At 46.2% G+C, this 18,271-nt stretch carries 18 protein-coding genes; 8 read left to right on the forward strand and 10 right to left on the reverse strand.

Annotated features, from left to right (window positions below; translation table 11 throughout):
- The first annotated feature begins 2 nt into the window (after positions 1-2).
- On the forward strand, positions 3-383 hold the full coding sequence (gene rplQ, locus NL647_RS15185) for a 50S ribosomal protein L17 (protein WP_005383141.1): 381 nt from the start codon (positions 3-5) through the stop codon (positions 381-383).
- 156 nt (positions 384-539) lie between these two features.
- Here the strand turns inward: rplQ and NL647_RS15190 are convergent, their stop codons facing one another.
- A complete protein-coding gene (locus NL647_RS15190; protein WP_038897746.1) occupies positions 540-1,019 on the reverse strand; it encodes a DUF2780 domain-containing protein in 480 nt (159 codons plus the stop codon).
- A 151-nt stretch (positions 1,020-1,170) separates the two neighbouring features.
- Positions 1,171-1,791: an FKBP-type peptidyl-prolyl cis-trans isomerase gene (locus NL647_RS15195; protein ID WP_005450553.1), complete on the reverse strand. Its 621-nt coding sequence runs from the start codon at positions 1,789-1,791 to the stop codon at positions 1,171-1,173.
- A 231-nt stretch (positions 1,792-2,022) separates the two neighbouring features.
- Between NL647_RS15195 and NL647_RS15200 the strand changes: the two genes are divergently transcribed.
- Complete coding sequence (locus NL647_RS15200) at positions 2,023-2,619, forward strand: LysM-like peptidoglycan-binding domain-containing protein (RefSeq protein WP_005450551.1); 597 nt, start codon at positions 2,023-2,025, stop codon at positions 2,617-2,619.
- Between the two features lie 76 nt (positions 2,620-2,695).
- Here NL647_RS15200 and NL647_RS15205 read toward each other — a convergent pair whose 3' ends face one another.
- The gene (locus NL647_RS15205) at positions 2,696-3,556 is read right to left on the reverse strand and encodes a DMT family transporter (RefSeq protein WP_038897748.1); all 861 of its coding nucleotides are present in this window, start codon (positions 3,554-3,556) and stop codon (positions 2,696-2,698) included.
- Positions 3,557-4,009 carry a GNAT family N-acetyltransferase gene (locus NL647_RS15210; protein ID WP_005450547.1) on the reverse strand — a complete coding sequence of 151 codons (453 nt, stop codon included), beginning with the start codon at positions 4,007-4,009 and terminating at the stop codon, positions 3,557-3,559.
- A gap of 146 nt (positions 4,010-4,155) precedes the next feature.
- On the opposite strand from NL647_RS15210, the gene dbpA reads away from it, so the two are divergent.
- On the forward strand, positions 4,156-5,535 hold the full coding sequence (gene dbpA, locus NL647_RS15215) for an ATP-dependent RNA helicase DbpA (RefSeq protein WP_005430562.1): 1,380 nt from the start codon (positions 4,156-4,158) through the stop codon (positions 5,533-5,535).
- Between the two features lie 67 nt (positions 5,536-5,602).
- On the opposite strand, the gene NL647_RS15220 is transcribed toward dbpA, so the two are convergent.
- Both NL647_RS15220 and cpdB read right to left on the reverse strand, forming a co-directional pair.
- On the reverse strand, positions 5,603-6,175 hold the full coding sequence (locus tag NL647_RS15220) for a Crp/Fnr family transcriptional regulator (protein WP_009698873.1): 573 nt from the start codon (positions 6,173-6,175) through the stop codon (positions 5,603-5,605).
- A gap of 147 nt (positions 6,176-6,322) precedes the next feature.
- Entirely contained in the window at positions 6,323-8,284 is a 1,962-nt protein-coding gene (gene cpdB, locus NL647_RS15225; RefSeq protein ID WP_029788845.1) for a 2',3'-cyclic-nucleotide 2'-phosphodiesterase, read from the reverse strand.
- Between the two features lie 275 nt (positions 8,285-8,559).
- Between cpdB and cobA the strand changes: the two genes are divergently transcribed.
- The 5 genes from cobA (at position 8,560) to cysC (ending at position 14,428) form a co-directional block, all read left to right on the forward strand.
- Complete coding sequence (cobA, locus tag NL647_RS15230; RefSeq protein ID WP_009698871.1) at positions 8,560-9,435, forward strand: uroporphyrinogen-III C-methyltransferase; 876 nt, start codon at positions 8,560-8,562, stop codon at positions 9,433-9,435.
- 58 nt (positions 9,436-9,493) lie between these two features.
- Complete coding sequence (cysD, locus tag NL647_RS15235; protein WP_253650362.1) at positions 9,494-10,402, forward strand: sulfate adenylyltransferase subunit CysD; 909 nt, start codon at positions 9,494-9,496, stop codon at positions 10,400-10,402.
- A gap of 18 nt (positions 10,403-10,420) precedes the next feature.
- The gene (cysN, locus tag NL647_RS15240; protein ID WP_253650363.1) at positions 10,421-11,851 is read left to right on the forward strand and encodes a sulfate adenylyltransferase subunit CysN; all 1,431 of its coding nucleotides are present in this window, start codon (positions 10,421-10,423) and stop codon (positions 11,849-11,851) included.
- 210 nt (positions 11,852-12,061) lie between these two features.
- Positions 12,062-13,786: an SLC13 family permease gene (locus NL647_RS15245; RefSeq protein WP_009698870.1), complete on the forward strand. Its 1,725-nt coding sequence runs from the start codon at positions 12,062-12,064 to the stop codon at positions 13,784-13,786.
- 24 nt (positions 13,787-13,810) lie between these two features.
- Positions 13,811-14,428 carry an adenylyl-sulfate kinase gene (gene cysC, locus NL647_RS15250; protein ID WP_005450533.1) on the forward strand — a complete coding sequence of 206 codons (618 nt, stop codon included), beginning with the start codon at positions 13,811-13,813 and terminating at the stop codon, positions 14,426-14,428.
- 90 nt (positions 14,429-14,518) lie between these two features.
- Here the strand turns inward: cysC and NL647_RS15255 are convergent, their stop codons facing one another.
- The 4 genes from NL647_RS15255 to NL647_RS15270 all read right to left on the reverse strand — a co-directional run bounded on the left by NL647_RS15255 (position 14,519) and on the right by NL647_RS15270 (position 18,229).
- Positions 14,519-15,424 carry a TIGR03899 family protein gene (locus tag NL647_RS15255; RefSeq protein ID WP_253650364.1) on the reverse strand — a complete coding sequence of 302 codons (906 nt, stop codon included), beginning with the start codon at positions 15,422-15,424 and terminating at the stop codon, positions 14,519-14,521.
- A 321-nt stretch (positions 15,425-15,745) separates the two neighbouring features.
- Positions 15,746-16,240, reverse strand: coding sequence for a DUF3299 domain-containing protein (locus NL647_RS15260; protein ID WP_005450528.1), 495 nt, complete (start codon positions 16,238-16,240; stop codon positions 15,746-15,748).
- Positions 16,241-16,244: 4 nt separating this feature from the next.
- Complete coding sequence (locus tag NL647_RS15265) at positions 16,245-17,504, reverse strand: ABC transporter permease (protein WP_154203235.1); 1,260 nt, start codon at positions 17,502-17,504, stop codon at positions 16,245-16,247.
- Complete coding sequence (locus tag NL647_RS15270; RefSeq protein ID WP_009698868.1) at positions 17,501-18,229, reverse strand: ABC transporter ATP-binding protein; 729 nt, start codon at positions 18,227-18,229, stop codon at positions 17,501-17,503. The genes NL647_RS15265 and NL647_RS15270 overlap by 4 nt, the downstream gene beginning before the upstream one ends.
- Between the last annotated feature and the right edge of the window lie 42 nt (positions 18,230-18,271).

Raw genomic sequence — 18,271 nt, forward strand, 5'->3', positions numbered from 1 at the left:
TCATGCGCCATCGTAAGAGTGGTCGTCAACTCAACCGCAACAGCTCACATCGTAAAGCGATGTTCAGCAACATGGCTAGCTCTCTAGTACGTCATGAAGTTATCAAGACTACTTTGCCAAAAGCAAAAGAGCTACGTCGCGTAGTTGAGCCTTTGATTACACTAGCTAAGACTGACAGTGTTGCTAACCGTCGTCTAGCATTTGCACGTACTCGTGACAACGAAGTAGTTGCAAAACTGTTTAACGAACTAGGTCCACGTTTTGCTGCTCGTCAGGGCGGTTACACTCGTATCCTAAAAGCTGGCTTCCGTGCTGGTGATAAAGCTCCAATGGCTTACATTGAGCTTGTAGATCGCCCAGCTGCTGAAGAAGCTGCTGAGTAATCTCAGTTCGTAAGAACAAAAAAAGCCGAGCATTAGCTCGGCTTTTTTGTATCTGTCGTATTTGAAAGCGAAACAAATTGAGTTTTCCGTCTCCCCTCTCAAACTAACCTTTGATAATCGAATCTTTAGTCTTAATTTATGTTTAGGCGAAACTTCTTAGCTGCCTGAACCCCACAATCCACTTAGTGACTTGAGTAAGCCCTCGCTTGCCCCTTGGTCGCCCAAATAGCCCAGTATCACCGGCGCAAATTGACTGATCATTGAAGGGTCTAACCCCAATTTGTCAAAAGTGCTTTGTACCGCGCTTAAACTTTCGATATTACCTAGCAAGCTTTGTGCGCTATCCAAACTCGACATCCCTGGGATCAGAGATTCTAGTTCACTGCTATTTTGATCTGACAGTTGGCTTTGTGCCAAAGCTAATAATGCACTTGTGCCACCAGCGGCTTGTTCAGTCGAAACTGGTAATTGGCTCGTTAGTAAATCTGTGATTGGAGAGGACTCCGCATTCATACCTTGGCTAACCATGTCCATTAAACCTTCTTGGTTATCTTTGTCGGTCACGGCATCAAGAAAAGCGTGAGCTGTACCAATATTCATTGACAGCAGAGCTAAGGTGAGGAGTGTTTTACGCATAATACCTCCATGTGGCTTGCGATTATTATTGTTTGTTTACTTCTTGAGATTACTGAGACGTAAGGTTATTGAGCTCAAGTCTGTTTATTCTAGACAAAAAAAGCGGCGCTAGTGTGCGCCGCTTCGAATTTGCTATTGAGAATGGTCTCAATTATAGGATGTCTAGTAGTTCTACTTCGAATACTAGAGCTGCAAATGGAGGGATTGCAGCACCTGCGCCACGCTCACCGTATGCTAGGTCTTGCGGGATGTATAGTTTCCACTTAGAGCCAACAGGCATTAGTTGAAGTGCTTCAACCCAGCCTTTGATTACGCCAGTTACTGGGAACTCAGCAGGTTGACCGCGAGATACAGAGCTGTCGAATACAGTGCCGTCAGTTAGCTCACCGTGGTAGTGAACACGTACTTGAGACGCCGCTGTTGGGATTTCACCAGTACCTTCAGTGATGATTTCGTACTGAAGACCAGACTCAAGAACGTTTACTTCTGGACGTAGAGCGTTATCTTTTAGGAACGCTTCGCCGTCAGCTGCTGCTGCTTTAGCTGCTTCTTGACGAGCTGCTTCTGCACGAGTGTGTAGCTCTTGAAGCGCGTTGTTGATCTCATCGATTTCGATAGATGGCATGTCACCAGTTAGTGCCGTTGCAATACCAGCAGCGATAGCGTCAACGCTAAGACCTTCTAGACCAGAACCAGCTAGTTGCTGACCCATTTGCAGACCAATACCGTAGCTAGCTTTCTGTTCTGCAGTTTCAAATTTAATTTCAGACATGAATGTCGCTCTTGTTAGGAGTGATAAAGGCACAGGATATCAGGTTCGAGCCTCGGTTTAAATGATTGAGCTCGAATGTCGCATTCTGGAGCAGAGGGTGTGACTTATCTCTTACTCCAAGTGAAATTTCTGCTAATTTACGCCAAATTACATTTTACTTTGGCGAAAAACATATACTCTCCGCGCTGGTATTTTTATACTGAGATTAGAAGTATTAAGGGACTCATCAGAATGAATCGTCGCAGAAAGAAAAAGCAGCAAGTCGACCACGTCGAATTGATGAAACAAAAGTTCGCTGCTATCGATTGGAAGCAGCCGTTTAGCAAAGAGAAGTGGCAGGAGAGGATCGAGCCTGTCACTCAGTTTTGGCACCGTCTTCCAAAACTACATCAACGTGCACTAATGGTATTGGTGCCTGTGGTGTTGGTGCTTCTGATCATTCCAGTGCCAAAAGATACTGAAGCACTTATCGATGATACTCAAGTTGAGAATCAACGTGTTGCCATTCAATTGAATGCACAAAGCTTGAGTGAGCAGCGTTCTGCACAAAACTCAGAACCAAAGTCTGAGCAATGGAAAGAGTACACGGTAAAGAACGGCGATACACTGGCCCAAGTATTCCGCAGTAATCAACTGCCAATGGCGGACTTAAACGCCCTAGTTAAAATTGAAGGCAGCGACAAACCTTTAAGTCGAATCAAGCAAGGTCAATTGGTGCGCTTCAAGCTCGCTGACGATGGCAAATTAGATATGCTTCAACTTGAGAAAAGTGGTGAGTCGGTGATGTTCTTCCGTTTATCTGACGGGACATTCGGACGTAATAAATAACGTTCACTAGCAAGCATTCTAAAGGCGCGATGATTCGCGTCTTTTTTATGTCTGTCAGCTTACTTGCTGCTGGAACTCAATCTTGTCCCTGTTGATTGGCATGTTGTCTTCTCTTATTCCATGGTAAGAGCGGTAATACGATCATCAGGATCCCTATTGCAGTCAGCCAATCTGGAATCTCGTCAAACCACCATATCCCAAAGAGTGTTACGAACACTAAGCCAGAGTATTCTGCTAAAGCAATTTCTCCGGCTGGAGCTTTTTGATATGCCATTACTGCCAAGCCGTTATAGCTTAAGATGCACACTGCACTTGCGATAACTAGTGTCAGTTCTTGCCAACTAATCGGCTGCCAATAAAACCAAGCCATTATCGCCGATATAGGCAACGAGAACAGCGTGGTCCACCAAAGTGTGGTGACCACAGACTGTTCACTGGGTAGCTTTCTTACCAATATATTAAACATCGCCAATGTGGTCGCCGTGCCGAGTGCAAACAATGCAGCCCAATGAAAATGATCCGGTCTGAGTACCACTAGGACACCAAGGAACCCGAAGCAAGTGAGCAAGATTTTACTTAGTGGAGGATGCTCTTTGAGGAACAATATCGACAGCGGCAACATTAAAATCGGCGCTGCGTAAAAAACCGCGTTTGCAGTTGCCAGAGGGAGGTGAGTCACCGCAACCATCATACATCCGCTACCAATTAATATTAGATGCGCTCGCAACAAGGTAATAGGTGCTTGCTTTAGGCTACGTTTATCCGGTTGTTGTCTGAGATAGAAAGGTAGGATGAGCAGCAGTGAAGCCAACTGGCGCACAAACATATATTGGAACGGGCTAATGCCGCCTTCAATCAGTTTAACGGCGACATCGGAGAGTGACGCCGCCAAGTTGCCGATAACCAGTAATAGTAACGCCAGATGATGGGGTGACATTTAGCTTACTCGGCGCATATCCACATGAGGGATACCATCCTCAAGGTAGCTTTCGGAAATAACTTCAAAACCATGACTCGCGTAGAAAGCCATCAGGTGTTCCTGTGCGCCGATATCTATCGTTTTACCTGCCCAAAGCTGTTGGCAATGTTGCAGGGCTTGCTCAAGCAGTTCATGTCCAAGACCACCACCACGAGCGCTTTGCTTGGTTACTACACGACCAATACTGACATTGTCGTAGGTGGTACCTGCAGGCAATAGGCGAGCACAGGCAACCAGTTCATCTCCTTTGTAACCTAATAGGTGAAAAACGCCTTCCAGTGTATCTTTTCCATCTAGCTCTGGATAAGGACAGGTTTGCTCCACCACAAAGACATCAACGCGCAAGCGCAGCATCTCGTAGAGTTGTGTCGTCGTCAGTTGAGAGAAAGGTAGGGCAGTCCAGTTGATCATTTTCAATATCCATTAATGAGCGAATGCAGCTGACTTTACGTCGTTTTCTGCTATTACTCATTAACAATGGTTAATTTTCACTGGTCTTCGTGACAAATCTGGCGATAATGTGCCCTCTTTTTCATCCCACCTGAGGATATTTCCCTGTGAGCAAACAAACTTTTGACCAAGTAGGGCTTAATCCAGCGCTACTAGAGACGCTTGAATCATTGAACTACACCCATATGACGCCAATTCAAGCGTTGAGCTTACCTGCGATTTTGAATCAGCGTGATGTGATTGGTCAGGGCAAAACTGGCTCAGGTAAAACCGCGGCATTTGGTCTGGGCGTATTGTCCAACCTAAACGTGAAGCGCTTCCGTGTACAATCTTTGGTGTTGTGCCCAACGCGTGAACTGGCTGATCAGGTGGCGAAAGAGATCCGTACGTTAGGTCGTGGTATTCACAACATTAAAGTACTGACACTGTGTGGTGGTATGCCAATGGGACCGCAAATCGGTTCATTAGAGCATGGCGCGCATATTCTGGTAGGTACGCCAGGTCGTATCCTTGATCACCTAGAGAAAGGTCGCATTAACCTAGAAGAGCTAAACACGCTGGTTCTAGATGAAGCAGACCGCATGCTGGAAATGGGCTTCCAAGACGCACTCGATGCGATCATTGATGCAGCACCGAAGCAACGTCAAACACTGCTATTCAGTGCGACTTTCCCAGAGAAGATCGAACAGATTGCTCAACGTATTATGCAATCACCAGAGATGATCAAAGTAGAATCGACACATGATACGTCGAGCATCGCGCAATACTTTTACAACGTTGAAGGTTCAGAAGCGCGCGATGAAGCTCTGGCAAACCTACTACTGACGCACCAGCCAGAGTCAGCAGTAGTGTTCTGTAATACCAAGAAAGAAGTACAGAATGTGGCAGATGAACTGCATCACAAAGGCTTCAGTGTGGTGGACCTTCATGGCGATCTAGAACAACGTGAACGCGACCAAGCTCTGGTACAGTTTGCTAACAAGAGTGTGTCTATCCTTGTTGCAACAGACGTGGCGGCGCGTGGTTTAGACGTCGACAACCTTGATGCAGTATTTAACTTCGAACTGTCTCGTGACCCTGAAGTACACGTTCACCGTATTGGTCGTACTGGTCGTGCGGGCAGCAAAGGTCTGGCGTTCAGCTTCTTTGGTGAGAAAGATGGTCTACGTGTAGCTCGTATTGAAGAGTACCTAGATATGGATGTGGTACCAGCAACACTGCCAGCGAAATCAACTCAGCAGCCATACCAAGCGAAGATGGTGACGATTAATATCGATGGCGGTAAGAAACAGAAAGTACGTGCGGGTGACATCCTTGGCTGTTTGACTGGTAAAAATGGTATCACGGGTGCACAAGTGGGTAAGATCCAGTTAATGGCGATGCGCTCTTATGTCGCGGTAGAGAAATCTGTGGCGAAGAAAGCACTGCAAACTATCAGTAACGGTAAGATGAAAGGTCGTCAATTCCGTGCTCGTATTCTGAAGTAAGCAGAACCTCATTTAATGCAAAGGCGCTCGACATTGAGCGCCTTTGTTTTTTCCAGCCTATCTGACCTTATTCATTGCCTTTCTTTAAGCGCGACTTAATTCGGCTAAGACTGATCGCGGTAATCCCCAAGTAAGCGGCAATCTGGCTATCGGTAATGCGCTGTTCTAAGTCTGGATAGTGTTGACAAAACAGTTGGTAACGTTCTTCTGGTGAGTAAAGCAACATAAAACGTTCTTTGTTTTCTTTATGCATCAGTTGCGCTTCGAGCAGCTTTAAGTAGATAGGATGCTTTTCTTCACGCCACTGATGTAGCACTTCAACCGGTAAGCAAAACAGATGACAAGGTGTCAGCGTTTCCAATAAATACGGCGAAGGCTGATTTTTGATAAGCCCTTCAAAGCCAATCACCCAATCTTTTTCCCAGTAGAACTCTTTACTGAATTCCTTCCCTTTGTCGGTCAGATAACTGGCGTGGCACAATCCCTCTAATACAAAGTAGATGTGCGAGCTGAACTCACCTTGGTGATTGAGAATATGGCGCGTTGGCAGTTCAAGCTGTTGCCCATGTTCAATAAGTTGATTTGCCTCATTTTCGAGGAAGCCATGATTGATTAAGTCTGAAAAAAGATCGCTGTGCATGTGATAACTCAGAAACGGTTTTTCTCATTCTAACGTTTTTTACTGATAACAAAAAAGCGGCTCATGAGAGCCGCTTGAAATCATTGTCAAGTATACCCAAGTCATTCTCGCAGAACCTAGCATCTCGAGGTTACTTGGGCATACCCCTTATTTATTCAGGTCGATTTGGTAAATCGCGAAACCAACTTCGTCAGTTGCGACACGTTTCATCGGGTATTGCCCTTTCTCTTTGATGAACTGCGCAGCTTTATCACTTGGTGAGGTTTCAAAGCGAACATCAAGTTTGTTATCCGATTTGATTGGCGCGAAAGACCAGTTGTTATCTGCACTTGGTGTTACTTCACCTTGCTCTTTACTGATGCGAGAGATGTAAGCAGCAACTACTGAGCGGTTCTCATCTGGAGAATCAAATGCGATGAAATCCGGACCAGTGCCTGGGAAAGTCGCGCTGTAAGCACGGTAGTTGTTGGTTGCAATGATGAAGTCTTGCTTCGGATCCACCGGTTTTCCGTTATAAGTCAGGTTCACGATACGTTGTGAGTCTGGGTTGATCACGTTACAACTTGCATCGTACTTCGGTGGTTGAGTGACATCGATTTGGTAGTTCACACCATCAATCACGTCGAAGTTATAAGTGCGGAAGTTATCCCAATTCAACAAAGACTGAGGTTTGGTGCTGTTGACATCAATCTGGTTGAACTGACCCGCGCTACACTCTAGCCATTCGTGAACTTCTTTGCCTTTAACCTTCATTGCTACCAGCGTATTCGGGTATAAGTAAAGATCCGCGGCATTACGGAAAGTCAGCTGGCCGGACTCTACTTCCGTGAAGCCATTTGGATCGTCTTTACGTCCGCCCACTTTAAATGGTGCAGCTGCGCTTAGTACTGGAATGTCTGCAAGATTTGGGTCGCCTTGGATAAAGCGTTCCACGTAATCTTTTTGAGCAAGGTTTACGATTTGAATCGTTGGATCATCTTGTACAAGTGCTAGGAAGCTGTACATCACATCATTTGCTTTACCGATTGGCTGATTGACGAATTCACGTGTGCCTTTGTGGTCATCAACAAGTGCATCCACGATGCCTTTATCGGCTTCCGCCAACGACTTTTTGTTGGCTTTGTCGAAGATAGGGCGAGCTTCAGATTGACCCTCAACAACTTGCCATTTGCCGTCTTTTTCTTTCAGCATCAAGTCCATTACGCCAACGTGGCTACCCCAGCGACCTGGCATGACTGCGGTTACGCCATTAATTGTGCCTTTTGCGTTGTCGACGCCTTGTAGCTTGGCAAAGTCTTTACCTGGGAACACGGCGTGAGAGTGACCAAATGCAATCGCATCAATGCCTTCAACTTCTGTGAGATAGTAAACCGAGTTTTCAGCGCCGAGCTTGTATGGGTCAGTCGAAATGCCCGAGTGTGGAATCGCCACAATTACGTCAGCACCTTCTTTCTTCATCTGAGGAACCAACTTTTTCGCAGTCTCAGTGATGTCTTCAGCGAAAACTTTACCTTCTAGGTTTTTCTTATCCCACACCATGATTTGCGGTGGTACGAAGCCGATGTAGCCCACTTTGATTTCGTGGCTTTGACCGTCGGTGTCTTTAAACGTGTGCGTTTTAATGAGATAAGGTTTGAAGTAGTGCTCACCTGTCTTCTTGTCGAAAACGTTAGCACTAACATAAGGGAAGTTCGCACCGTCGATAGAGTTTTTCAGGAACTCAAGACCGTAGTTGAATTCATGGTTACCAATGTTACCTACATCGTAATCCAACTGGTTCATCGCTTTGTATACCGGGTGGATTTCGCCAGCGTTAATCCCTTTCGCTGCCATGTAATCGCCCATCGGGCTGCCTTGAATCAAGTCGCCATTGTCGACCAATACACTGTTTACAGCTTCTTCACGAGCTTGCTTAACCAGTGTCGCCGCACGGCTAAGACCGATTTGTTGAGAGGGCTGATCTTTGTAGTAGTCGTAATCCATCACATTGGTGTGAATATCGGTGGTTTCGATAATACGTAGCTTAATAGTGTCCGCCATTGCTGGACCTGCAAGCGTCAACATACCGCTTAAAACTGCGACGGATACGGGATTAACTGCCATTTTCATGAGGTGCTCCAATTAAATGGGATAGAGGGGTCGTACAGCGTAATGTAACAAATATTAGTGCAAGCTCAGGCTAAGATGCAGAAAACTGTGAACATTAGGCAATTAAATGCGGAGGAAAGTGTCAAAGTGATGCCTTTTTCACCATTTTGAATGAGACCTAACAAAAGCTTCTTAGCAGTTTTTTGAATAAAAAATGAAATTTTAGAATTTCCGGTAATATAAACCCACCGCCATAATGCCATCCATAACGATATCAATGGATGATGAGCAAGCACATGGCAGTTAACGATTCAGTAACGAATTTTCCAATCAACAAGCCTCGGCTGGTTTCGAATAACCGAGCTGCCGATCTTCCGCGTTTTAGCAAGCAATCTCTTCAACCAGGTGAAGTTGCCCTTGTTGGTGCCGGTCCGGGTGACCCTGAGCTGTTAACACTGAAAGCACTTAACTGCCTACAACAGGCTGACGTCGTGCTTTACGACTACCTAGTGTCTGACGAGATCATGGCGCTAATTCCAAGCGAAACCATTTTGGTGTGCGTGGGTAAACGTGCTGGTCACCACAGTGTGCCGCAAGAAAAGACTAACCAATTGCTGGTGGACTTTGCCAAGCAAGGCTACAAAGTGGTGCGCATTAAAGGTGGCGATCCATTTGTGTTTGGTCGCGGTGGTGAAGAATTGGAAGTTTTGGCTGATGCCGGTGTTCGTTTCCAAGTAGTTCCGGGCATTACTGCCGCTGCGGGTGCGACTGCTTATGCCGGGATCCCGCTGACGCATCGTGATTACGCGCAGTCAGCACTGTTTGTTACGGGTCATCTTAAAGAAGAAAGTGACGACATGGACTGGTCGACATTAGCGCGCGGGAATCAGACTTTAGTGATCTACATGGGACTGATGAAATCACACTATATTCAGAATCAGCTCATCAAACATGGTAGGGCAGCCTCAACCCCTATTGCCATCATCGAGCGCGGTACGCAAATCCAGCAAAAAGTTTTCACCGGAGAACTTTCTCAACTATCTGAATTATCTAAAGAAGCTCAAGCTCCGTCTTTGATTGTTGTCGGCGAAGTTGTGCGTCTGTCTCAAAAGTTGGACTGGTTTTTGTCTAGTACTGAATTCAACAAAAGTGCTATTGCCAGCTCCATATAATTTCAGACCAAAGATTAGGGACTAATGAGCCTTCAAGCTTAAAAAGGAAAGACAAAACATGGACCAACAACGTTTAACTCACCTTAAACAACTCGAAGCGGAGAGTATTCATATCATCCGCGAAGTTGCAGCTGAGTTCGATAACCCAGTCATGATGTATTCGATTGGTAAAGATTCATCAGTCATGTTGTATCTTGCGCGTAAAGCCTTCTACCCAGGCAAAATTCCATTCCCACTGCTGCACGTAGATACGGATTGGAAATTCCGCGAGATGATCGAGTTTCGTGATCGTACTGCTGAGAAATACGGCTTTGAGCTTTTGGTTCATAAGAACCCAGAAGGTCTAGCAATGGGTTGTAGCCCATTTGTGCACGGCTCTTCTAAGCATACCGACATTATGAAGACTCAAGGTTTGAAGCAAGCTCTGAACAAGTATGGTTTTGATGCGGCATTCGGTGGTGCACGTCGTGATGAAGAGAAGTCACGTGCAAAAGAGCGCGTGTACTCATTCCGCGATAAGAACCATACCTGGGATCCGAAAAACCAACGTCCGGAGCTTTGGAAAACATACAACGGTCAAGTAAACAAAGGGGAAAGCATTCGTGTGTTCCCACTTTCAAACTGGACTGAGCTGGATATCTGGCAATACATCTACCTAGAAAACATCGAGATTGTGCCTCTGTACCTTGCAGACAAGCGACCGGTTGTTGAGCGTGATGGCATGCTGATCATGGTAGACGATGACCGCATGGAGCTAGAACCAGGTGAAGTGATTGAAGAGAAGAGTGTTCGTTTCCGTACTTTGGGTTGTTATCCACTGACTGGCGCGATTGAGTCTGAAGCAAACACGCTAACAGGCATCATCGAAGAAATGCTGGTGGCAACCTCAAGTGAGCGCCAAGGTCGTGCGATCGACCACGATCAGTCAGGATCGATGGAACTTAAGAAACGTCAAGGTTACTTCTAAAGGATCTAAGGAAAGATAATGAACAGTGCAGTTGAAGCTCAGTTAGCCGAGCTTGGTATTGAAGGCTATTTAAAACAACACCAGTACAAGTCGTTACTTAGATTCCTGACTTGTGGCTCGGTAGATGACGGTAAAAGTACCCTAATCGGTCGCTTACTCCACGACTCAAAACAAATTTATGAAGATCAGCTAGCTGCGGTTCACTCGGATAGCCAACGCGTAGGCACCACGGGTGAAAAGCCAGATTTGGCATTGCTGGTAGATGGTCTACAAGCAGAACGCGAGCAGGGCATCACCATTGATGTGGCTTACCGTTATTTCTCGACGCAGAAACGTAAGTTCATCATTGCTGATACGCCAGGGCATGAGCAATACACGCGTAACATGGCAACAGGTGCATCGACCTGTGATTTGGCTGTGATTCTGGTTGATGCACGTAAAGGAGTGTTGGACCAAACGCGTCGTCACTCATTCATTTCTAACCTACTGGGTTTGAAACACTTTGTTGTCGCTATCAACAAAATGGACTTGGTGGATTACTCACAAGAACGTTTTGAAGAGATCCGTGATGAGTACTTACAGTTCTCAGAAAACCTAGCGGGAGAGACGGATATCCAAATCATTCCGTTGTCAGCGCTAGAAGGCGACAACGTAGTAGAGAAAGGACAGAACCTAAGTTGGTTTGAAGGTCCATCTCTGCTTGAGCTACTTGAGACTGTTGATGTTGACCATGAGAAAGGCGAAGGTGATTTCCGTTTCCCTGTTCAGTATGTAAACCGTCCTAATCTCGATTTCCGTGGTTTTGCGGGCACGATTTCATCAGGTTCAGTGAAAGTAGGTGATGCGATCAAGGCGCTGCCATCAGGCAAAACCTCAACCGTTGCACGCATCGTGACCTTTGATGGCGATGTACAGGAAGCACAAGCAGGTCTGGCTGTGACGCTGACTCTGAATGACGAAATTGATATCAGTCGTGGTGATTTGCTGGTGCTGGAAAATGCACAAGTAGAGTCAACTAACCACTTGTTGGCTGACGTGGTGTGGATGACAGAGCAACCGCTGCAACCGGGTCGTGATTACGACATTAAGATTGCTGGTAAGAAGACGGTTGGTCACGTTGAAGCGATTCGTCACCAGTACGACATCAACAATCTTTCTACTCACGGTGCAGCTGAATTGCCACTCAACGGCATCGGTTTGTGTGAGTGGTCGCTGAACGAATCTGTCGCATTGGATAACTACCAAGATTGTGCCGATACCGGCGGCTTCATCATCATCGATCGTCTAACCAATGTAACAGTAGGTGCCGGCATGGCGAAAGAAAGTTTGGCTGCTGTTGAGCGTGGTCTTGCGGATGTTTCTGCGTTCGAGCTTGAACTCAATGCTTTGGTTCGTAAGCACTTCCCGCATTGGGAAGCTAAAGACCTGAGCCAGTTATTGAAGAAGTAATTGGTTCACTTAGCCTGACTGGATTGCGAAACCCGTCAGGCTGATTTCCCCCGAATCCAGAATGCTCCGGAAGCCCAAGAAACCGAGCATTCTGGCGTTCTTTTTCGCTTGCTTTGCTTTTTTGTCTGGTTACTCGTTTGTCACTCCGTGCAGCTAAGTTTGCACGAGTCGTTGTTGTGCCCGTATCGGGTTTATTGGTAAGGATTGGCTATGTGGGAACAAGGATTTGTATTAGCGATTTTGCTTGGCATTATCACTTGTTTGCTCGTAACCAAAATCAAACCAAGCTACGTATTTGCTGGGGCAGCTTTCATTGCGTTTATGGCGGGGATGATTGAGCTCAATACCATTGCGGCAAACTTTACTAATTCTTCACTTCTGACCTTGGTGTTGTTGATTCTTGCATCGAGCGCATTAGAAAAAACGCTATTAATCAGTTGGGTCAGTCGCAGTATTTCTGAAGGGCACCTTGGCAGTGTGATCGCTAAGTTGGGTTTTTCTACTGCTTTGCTTTCTTCTTTTACTAATAATACTGCCGTTGTGGTGTCATTAATTGGTGCGATAAAACGTAATCAACAACACGCGCCTTCTAAGCTTTTAATTCCCCTTTCTTATGCGGCGATTTTTGGTGGCACGCTGACTCTGATTGGAACCTCGACAAACTTAATCATCAACAGCTTTGTTGAGGATGCGGGCTTACCAAGCTTGAGCTTCTTTACTCCAACCATGATTGGCTTAGCGGTGCTGGTGGGCGGTGTGCTGATTCTGATTCCGCTAAGTTACCTTTTGCCTAATTACGATGACCAAAACCAAGAAGACTTGCCTTACTTCTTGGAGTCTCGTGTCGAACCGGGCTCGCCACTGGTTGGACGTACTATTACGGAAAATAACTTACGCGCACTGAGAAAACTATTCTTGGCTGAAGTGATACGCGATGGTGTCAGTGTACCTTCTGTTGGTCCTGATTTTGTGCTTAATGCTAAAGACCGATTACTATTTTGTGGTGATGTAGAGAGTGTTGCGACGCTACAAGAGATCCCAGGTTTAACGTTGTTTGGTCATCAACACCTCAACGGACAAAATTTCATGGAAGTGGTGGTGAGCTCATCGGCGACCTTCTGCCATAAAACGCTTAAAGAGAGCCGTTTTCGAGATCGATTTGATGCGGTGGTCGTGGCGATTCGCCGTGGTCATGAGCGTCTTGAAGGTGGCTTAGGCAATATCACTTTAGCCGCGGGTGATACGTTAGTTTTAGTTCCCGGTAAGCGCTTTGAAGCGGAACGCCGCGCGCATCGTAAAGAGTTCGTGTTGGTGAACGATTTAGATTCGAGTGCACGTTTGGATGCGAATAAATCGGCCTTGGTGTTGTTTGGCTTTGCTGCAGTGATTGGCTGTGCGTTGTTGGAACTCGTACCTATTATCAAAGGTCTGGCGGCGTATTTGATTGCGCTACTTGCCTTTGGTGTGATTCAACTTTCTGAACTTCGTCGTCGCTTCCCAATTGATATCGTGGTGATTGTTGGCTCTGCGTTATCTATTGCGCAATTGATGATTTCATCCGGCTTGTCGGTGCGTATGGGCAATATGTTTATCGAAGCCTTTAATGGCTGGGGCGTGTTTGGCGCTTTAGTTGCAACTTACATCATGACTCTGGTGCTAACGGAACTTGTCACCAATAATGCGGCGGCGGCGCTGTCTTTCCCTATTGGCTATAGCATGGCGGTAGGCTATGGCGTTGACCCAATGCCTTTCATTATGGCGGTGCTGTTTGGTGCCAGTGCCAGTTTTATCTCTCCTTACGGATACCAAACCAACTTGTTGGTATACAGCGTAGGGAATTACAAATTGACCGATTATGTGCGAATTGGCGTGCCGATTTCCATTGTGTATTCAGTGCTAGTACTGACGCTGATTCCGGTCTTCTTTCCGTTTTAATCTGTAAATTTACAAGGATACGTTATGACTGCCGAAACTCCGGTAAAAGATGAAAACATCGTTTGGCATCAGCACTCGGTTGATAAACAGTTTCGTGCTGGATTAAAAAAGCAGAAGCCTGCGGTACTTTGGTTTACTGGGCTATCAGGTGCAGGTAAATCAACGGTGGCGGGCGCATTGGAAAATCGCTTAGCCGAATTGGGTTATCACACTTATTTGCTCGATGGCGACAATGTGCGCCATGGCTTGTGCAGCGATTTAGGCTTTTCTGAGCAAGACCGTCGCGAGAACATTCGCCGTATTGGTGAGTTAGCAAAACTGATGGCAGATGCGGGGTTGATTGTTTTGTCAGCGTTTATTTCTCCTCACCGCGCTGAGCGTCAATTGGTGCGTGATCTACTGCCTGAGGGTGAGTTTATTGAAGTGTTCGTCAATGCGTCTCTAGAAGTATGTGAAGGTCGCGATCCAAAAGGCTTGTACAAAAAAGCACGCGCAGGTGAAATCCCGAATTTCACCGGTATTGACTCAGAATACCAAGCACCAGCAAACCCAGAAATTGATTTGCCTGCGGGCGAAAAGAGTGTCGAAGAGCTGGTGGAGTTGTGTTTAATCGACCTTAAACAACGTGGCGTGATCCGATAAAAAAGCATTTGGATCATAGGTGGCCAAAAAGTCATTGAGCAGATAAAAGAGCTTTTGGATCATAGGTGACCAAAAGCTCTTTTTGCTGTACTAAACGGTGTGATTCACCGTAGGTTTTGCTTCACTATGAACGCTAAATCTCTGATTTAAAAGCGCTAAAATCTGATCGTAATACTGGTTGTTAGGTTTATTTCCGAGCAGTTTACACAACTCATTACCTGTTGGGGTAAAGCGGTAGTACAACAGGCGCACGCCTTTCGTATTTACCTGCAGTGATAAGTTTTTACCTTGATAGGTGAGCATCAAAGGCGTTTCAATGCCAATTTCTCCGGACTCTAATTCAGTGCTGTGCAGCAGTCCCAATTCAATCAACACTAACAAGCTTGAATAAGGAAGCTGGAAGCTGCCCATATTAAGATTGCTAGTGGTATCGCGTTTGCCAAAGCTGAACATCCCGCCATGCGCTTTGTAGCCAATCAGCAGTTTGCGACTGGTATCTCCACCGAAGCTGCATGCCAGTGTGGCTGCCCGTTGCAGAGTCTGTGCTTCTCTCGGCGACATATCTTTAAGGACTTTAAGCGCTTTCATCGATGTTGAGCCGGGGTTGGTCACTTCGCGCTTCATGACTTGTGCCCACAACTTTTGCATTGAGCTGTTGTGGATGTCCTGAGCCATATCGAAAAAACGATACAACCAGTCTTGGTCAGGTTCACCTGCGGTTTCATCTCGACATGAGCTGTGCGCCAGTTTTAGGATCTGCTCTAAGTTCTTTTGTCTTTGCTCTTGGCGGCGTTGTTCACGCAATTGAGCGCGTTCTAGTGCGGTTTTAGCTGGAGGATCACTTTGCAACAATGCGTCTAACCCGTAGATTTGGGCAATGCTTTGAACACGGCTTGCACTGTCTTTAATGTAGCCAGACTTCTTTTCATGATGAGTATGTTTTTGTTGTGTGGGTTCGTGTTCGATAACAACAGGTTGCTTTGTTGGTTCTGCCATTTCATTTCCTACCAAGACTGGCGATTAGCGCTTGCTTAAATTTACACCTTTCCTGTTTTCTCGACCAGAGAGGCATGTCCGGATTTTGACAGAATAAGGACTATTCAAAATGATAATGAGTTGTTAAAATTGTTATCGTTATTTTGGAGGGGTGATGAAATATTCAGACGCAAGCAAACTGAGAAAACACCTGTCGATAGCGCTACTTTTGGTTTTGTATGTTGGCGTGTTAGCGTATTTATCTCGTTATATCGTATAAACAGCAGGCATAAAAAAGGCGCCGAACCGACGCCTAGTGTATTTATTTAATCAAGCAGACAGTTACATGTCATCGTAGGGTTCGATTGATGAGCCTTCAATCACGTAGGCAGTTTCTGCCAACTCATGTTCAATGGTCTCGGTTTTTAACGTTCCCACCACATAAATGACATCCCAAAGCTCCTGCACTGGGGCTCCTTTCGGGAATTTTACATAGATGATCTGATTTGGTGGTGGTGGCGGAACATGGATACAAGCGCCAAAATATGGCACCAGTAGGAATTCCGTCACCGTATTCGCATCACCTTCTAATGGGATGACAAAGCCCGGGATTTTTACTTTGCTGCCGTTAAGCTCAGGGCGAACATTACCAATCTTAGATTGAAGTGCCGCACCACCATTGTGGTCAGTGGCTGGCATGCCAACACTGTCGAACATCTTGCGCTCATTCTCTGGCACAAGATCAATCCAATCGAGCGTTAATGGTTCATCACTTGCCATTACTGGCGCAGTGAAGGAAATTAGTAGCAAACAGCTAGCGAGTATCTTTTTCCACATTTTACTAAATCCTAATTGTCATTCCATCACTGAGCGATTGTCGGTAAGCGCGGAATGCTGGGATGAAGCCAATCACAATACCTGCACACTGTACAAAGCCAAGCAACATCCATTCATACGGCGACAGTGCCGTTAAGGTTAGGTGTATACCATAACTTTGTTGGATTATTGGTTGCAAGAGGGCAAGAATGGAATACAAGCCCGCAACACCAGTAATGATGCCTGCAAACGTCAGTAAACTCGCTTCACTGATCAGTAATGAGAAGACGTGTTTAGGTCTTGCCCCCATCGCACGCAGAATTGCCATTTCACGGCGGCGTTCTTGTAAGCTGGTTAGCAAGCTACTCAACATACCCAATAAACCTGCAACGACTACGAAGCCTGAGACTGCCATCAGTGCTTGTTCTGCAACCGACATCATGCCCCATAATTCATGCAGAGCGACGCCCGGCATGATGGCGCTAAGCGGCTCTTTCGGGTAAGTATTAATTTGTCTTTGCAGAGCAAAAGTCTGAATGCGTGATTTCAAGCCAACCAACATGGCAGTGATCTGTTTAGGTTGGAAGTCTCTGGCTTTGAGCTCAGCCGCACTTGGTGTCGGACCTAATCGAGCTCCGCTTTCCCAACCGACGTGAATCGCTTCAATCGCTTCTAGAGAAACATGGACAGTTTTGTCCACCGGAGTGCCAGTAGGCGCAAGAATCCCCACCACTTTAAATGGCAAGTTATCGTGTCGACTGAAGCCGACATCACTGATGCCATGAGCAATGATGATCTCGCTACCAATTTTATAGCCAAGTTGTTTCGCAACATCAGAGCCAAGTACGGTTTCAAATAAGCCATTGAATTCTCTACCTTCAGAGAAGGTTAGTGGTTGCTTACTTCCGTACTTATAATGTTCGAAGTAGCTGTGGTTGGTCCCCATGACTCGAAAGCCTTTGTGTGAATCACCCAGCGAGATTGGAATCGCCCAATCTACGGCGCGGTGGTTAGCAAACTCTTGGTAGCTCTTCCAGTCAATGTTGTTTGTGGCATTACCAATTCTGAATACCGAGTACAACAATAGGTTCACTTGCCCTGAGCGACCACCGATAATTAAGTCTGTACCAGAAATGGTGTTAGCGAAGCTGTCTTTTGCTTGGGTTCGAATGCGTTCTACACCCAATAGTAGAACAACAGAAATTGCGACTGTCATGATGGTGAGAATAGCAGTCGCCTTGCGGTTCATCAGGCTTTTCCAAGCGAGCTTTACAACTGCACTCATGATGCGGCTCCTAGGGTTTGCGCTTGATTGATTTCAGGCAGATTGAGTGTTCGGTCAAACAAGGACTCTAGCGTCGGGTCATGGCTGACAAAAACCAGTGTCGCATTAGCAAGGTTGGCTTGCTCCATTAATAGTTCAATGAAAGCCTTACGGTTGTCATGATCCAATGCAGATGTCGGTTCATCGGCAATCACCAATTCAGGCTGACCGATCAAAGCGCGTGCGGCTGCGACACGTTGTTGCTGACCAATGCTGAGTTCTGATACCGGCTTGTCATGCAGTGCTTTTGGTAAACGTAAGCGCTCTAATAGCGTTGTTGCTTGTTGCTCCAGTGATGCCGTAGAAGCATTTGGAGCAACGCGGTCGCGGCGAATTCTGCTGAATTGGCATGGAATTAGAACATTCTCAATCACATTTAGGTAAGGCAACAAATTGAATTGTTGGAAGATATAGCCAATGTGATCGGCACGAAATTTGTCTCTTTGGCTTGCTCTTAGGCTGGCGATATCAGTGTCCAATACCGACAGTGAGCCAGATGTGAGTGTGTTGATGCCAGTTAACAAAGCAAGCAGAGTCGATTTACCACAGCCGCTAGGACCTTTGATAAAGACATGCTCGCCTTGAGCAATGTGAAGTTGCGGGATGTTAATGGTCGCGTTTTCTGAGCCGGGCCAGACAAACTGGGCGTTAGATAGCTCAACAACGTTTGACGTGGTTTCAGTCATAGTAAATCACCAAAGCAATGGCGTGTAAGTGGGTACTTACAC

The sequence above is a fragment of the Vibrio sp. Y29_XK_CS5 genome (genome assembly GCF_024181835.1).
GTDB classification, from domain to species: Bacteria; Pseudomonadota; Gammaproteobacteria; order Enterobacterales; family Vibrionaceae; genus Vibrio; species Vibrio harveyi.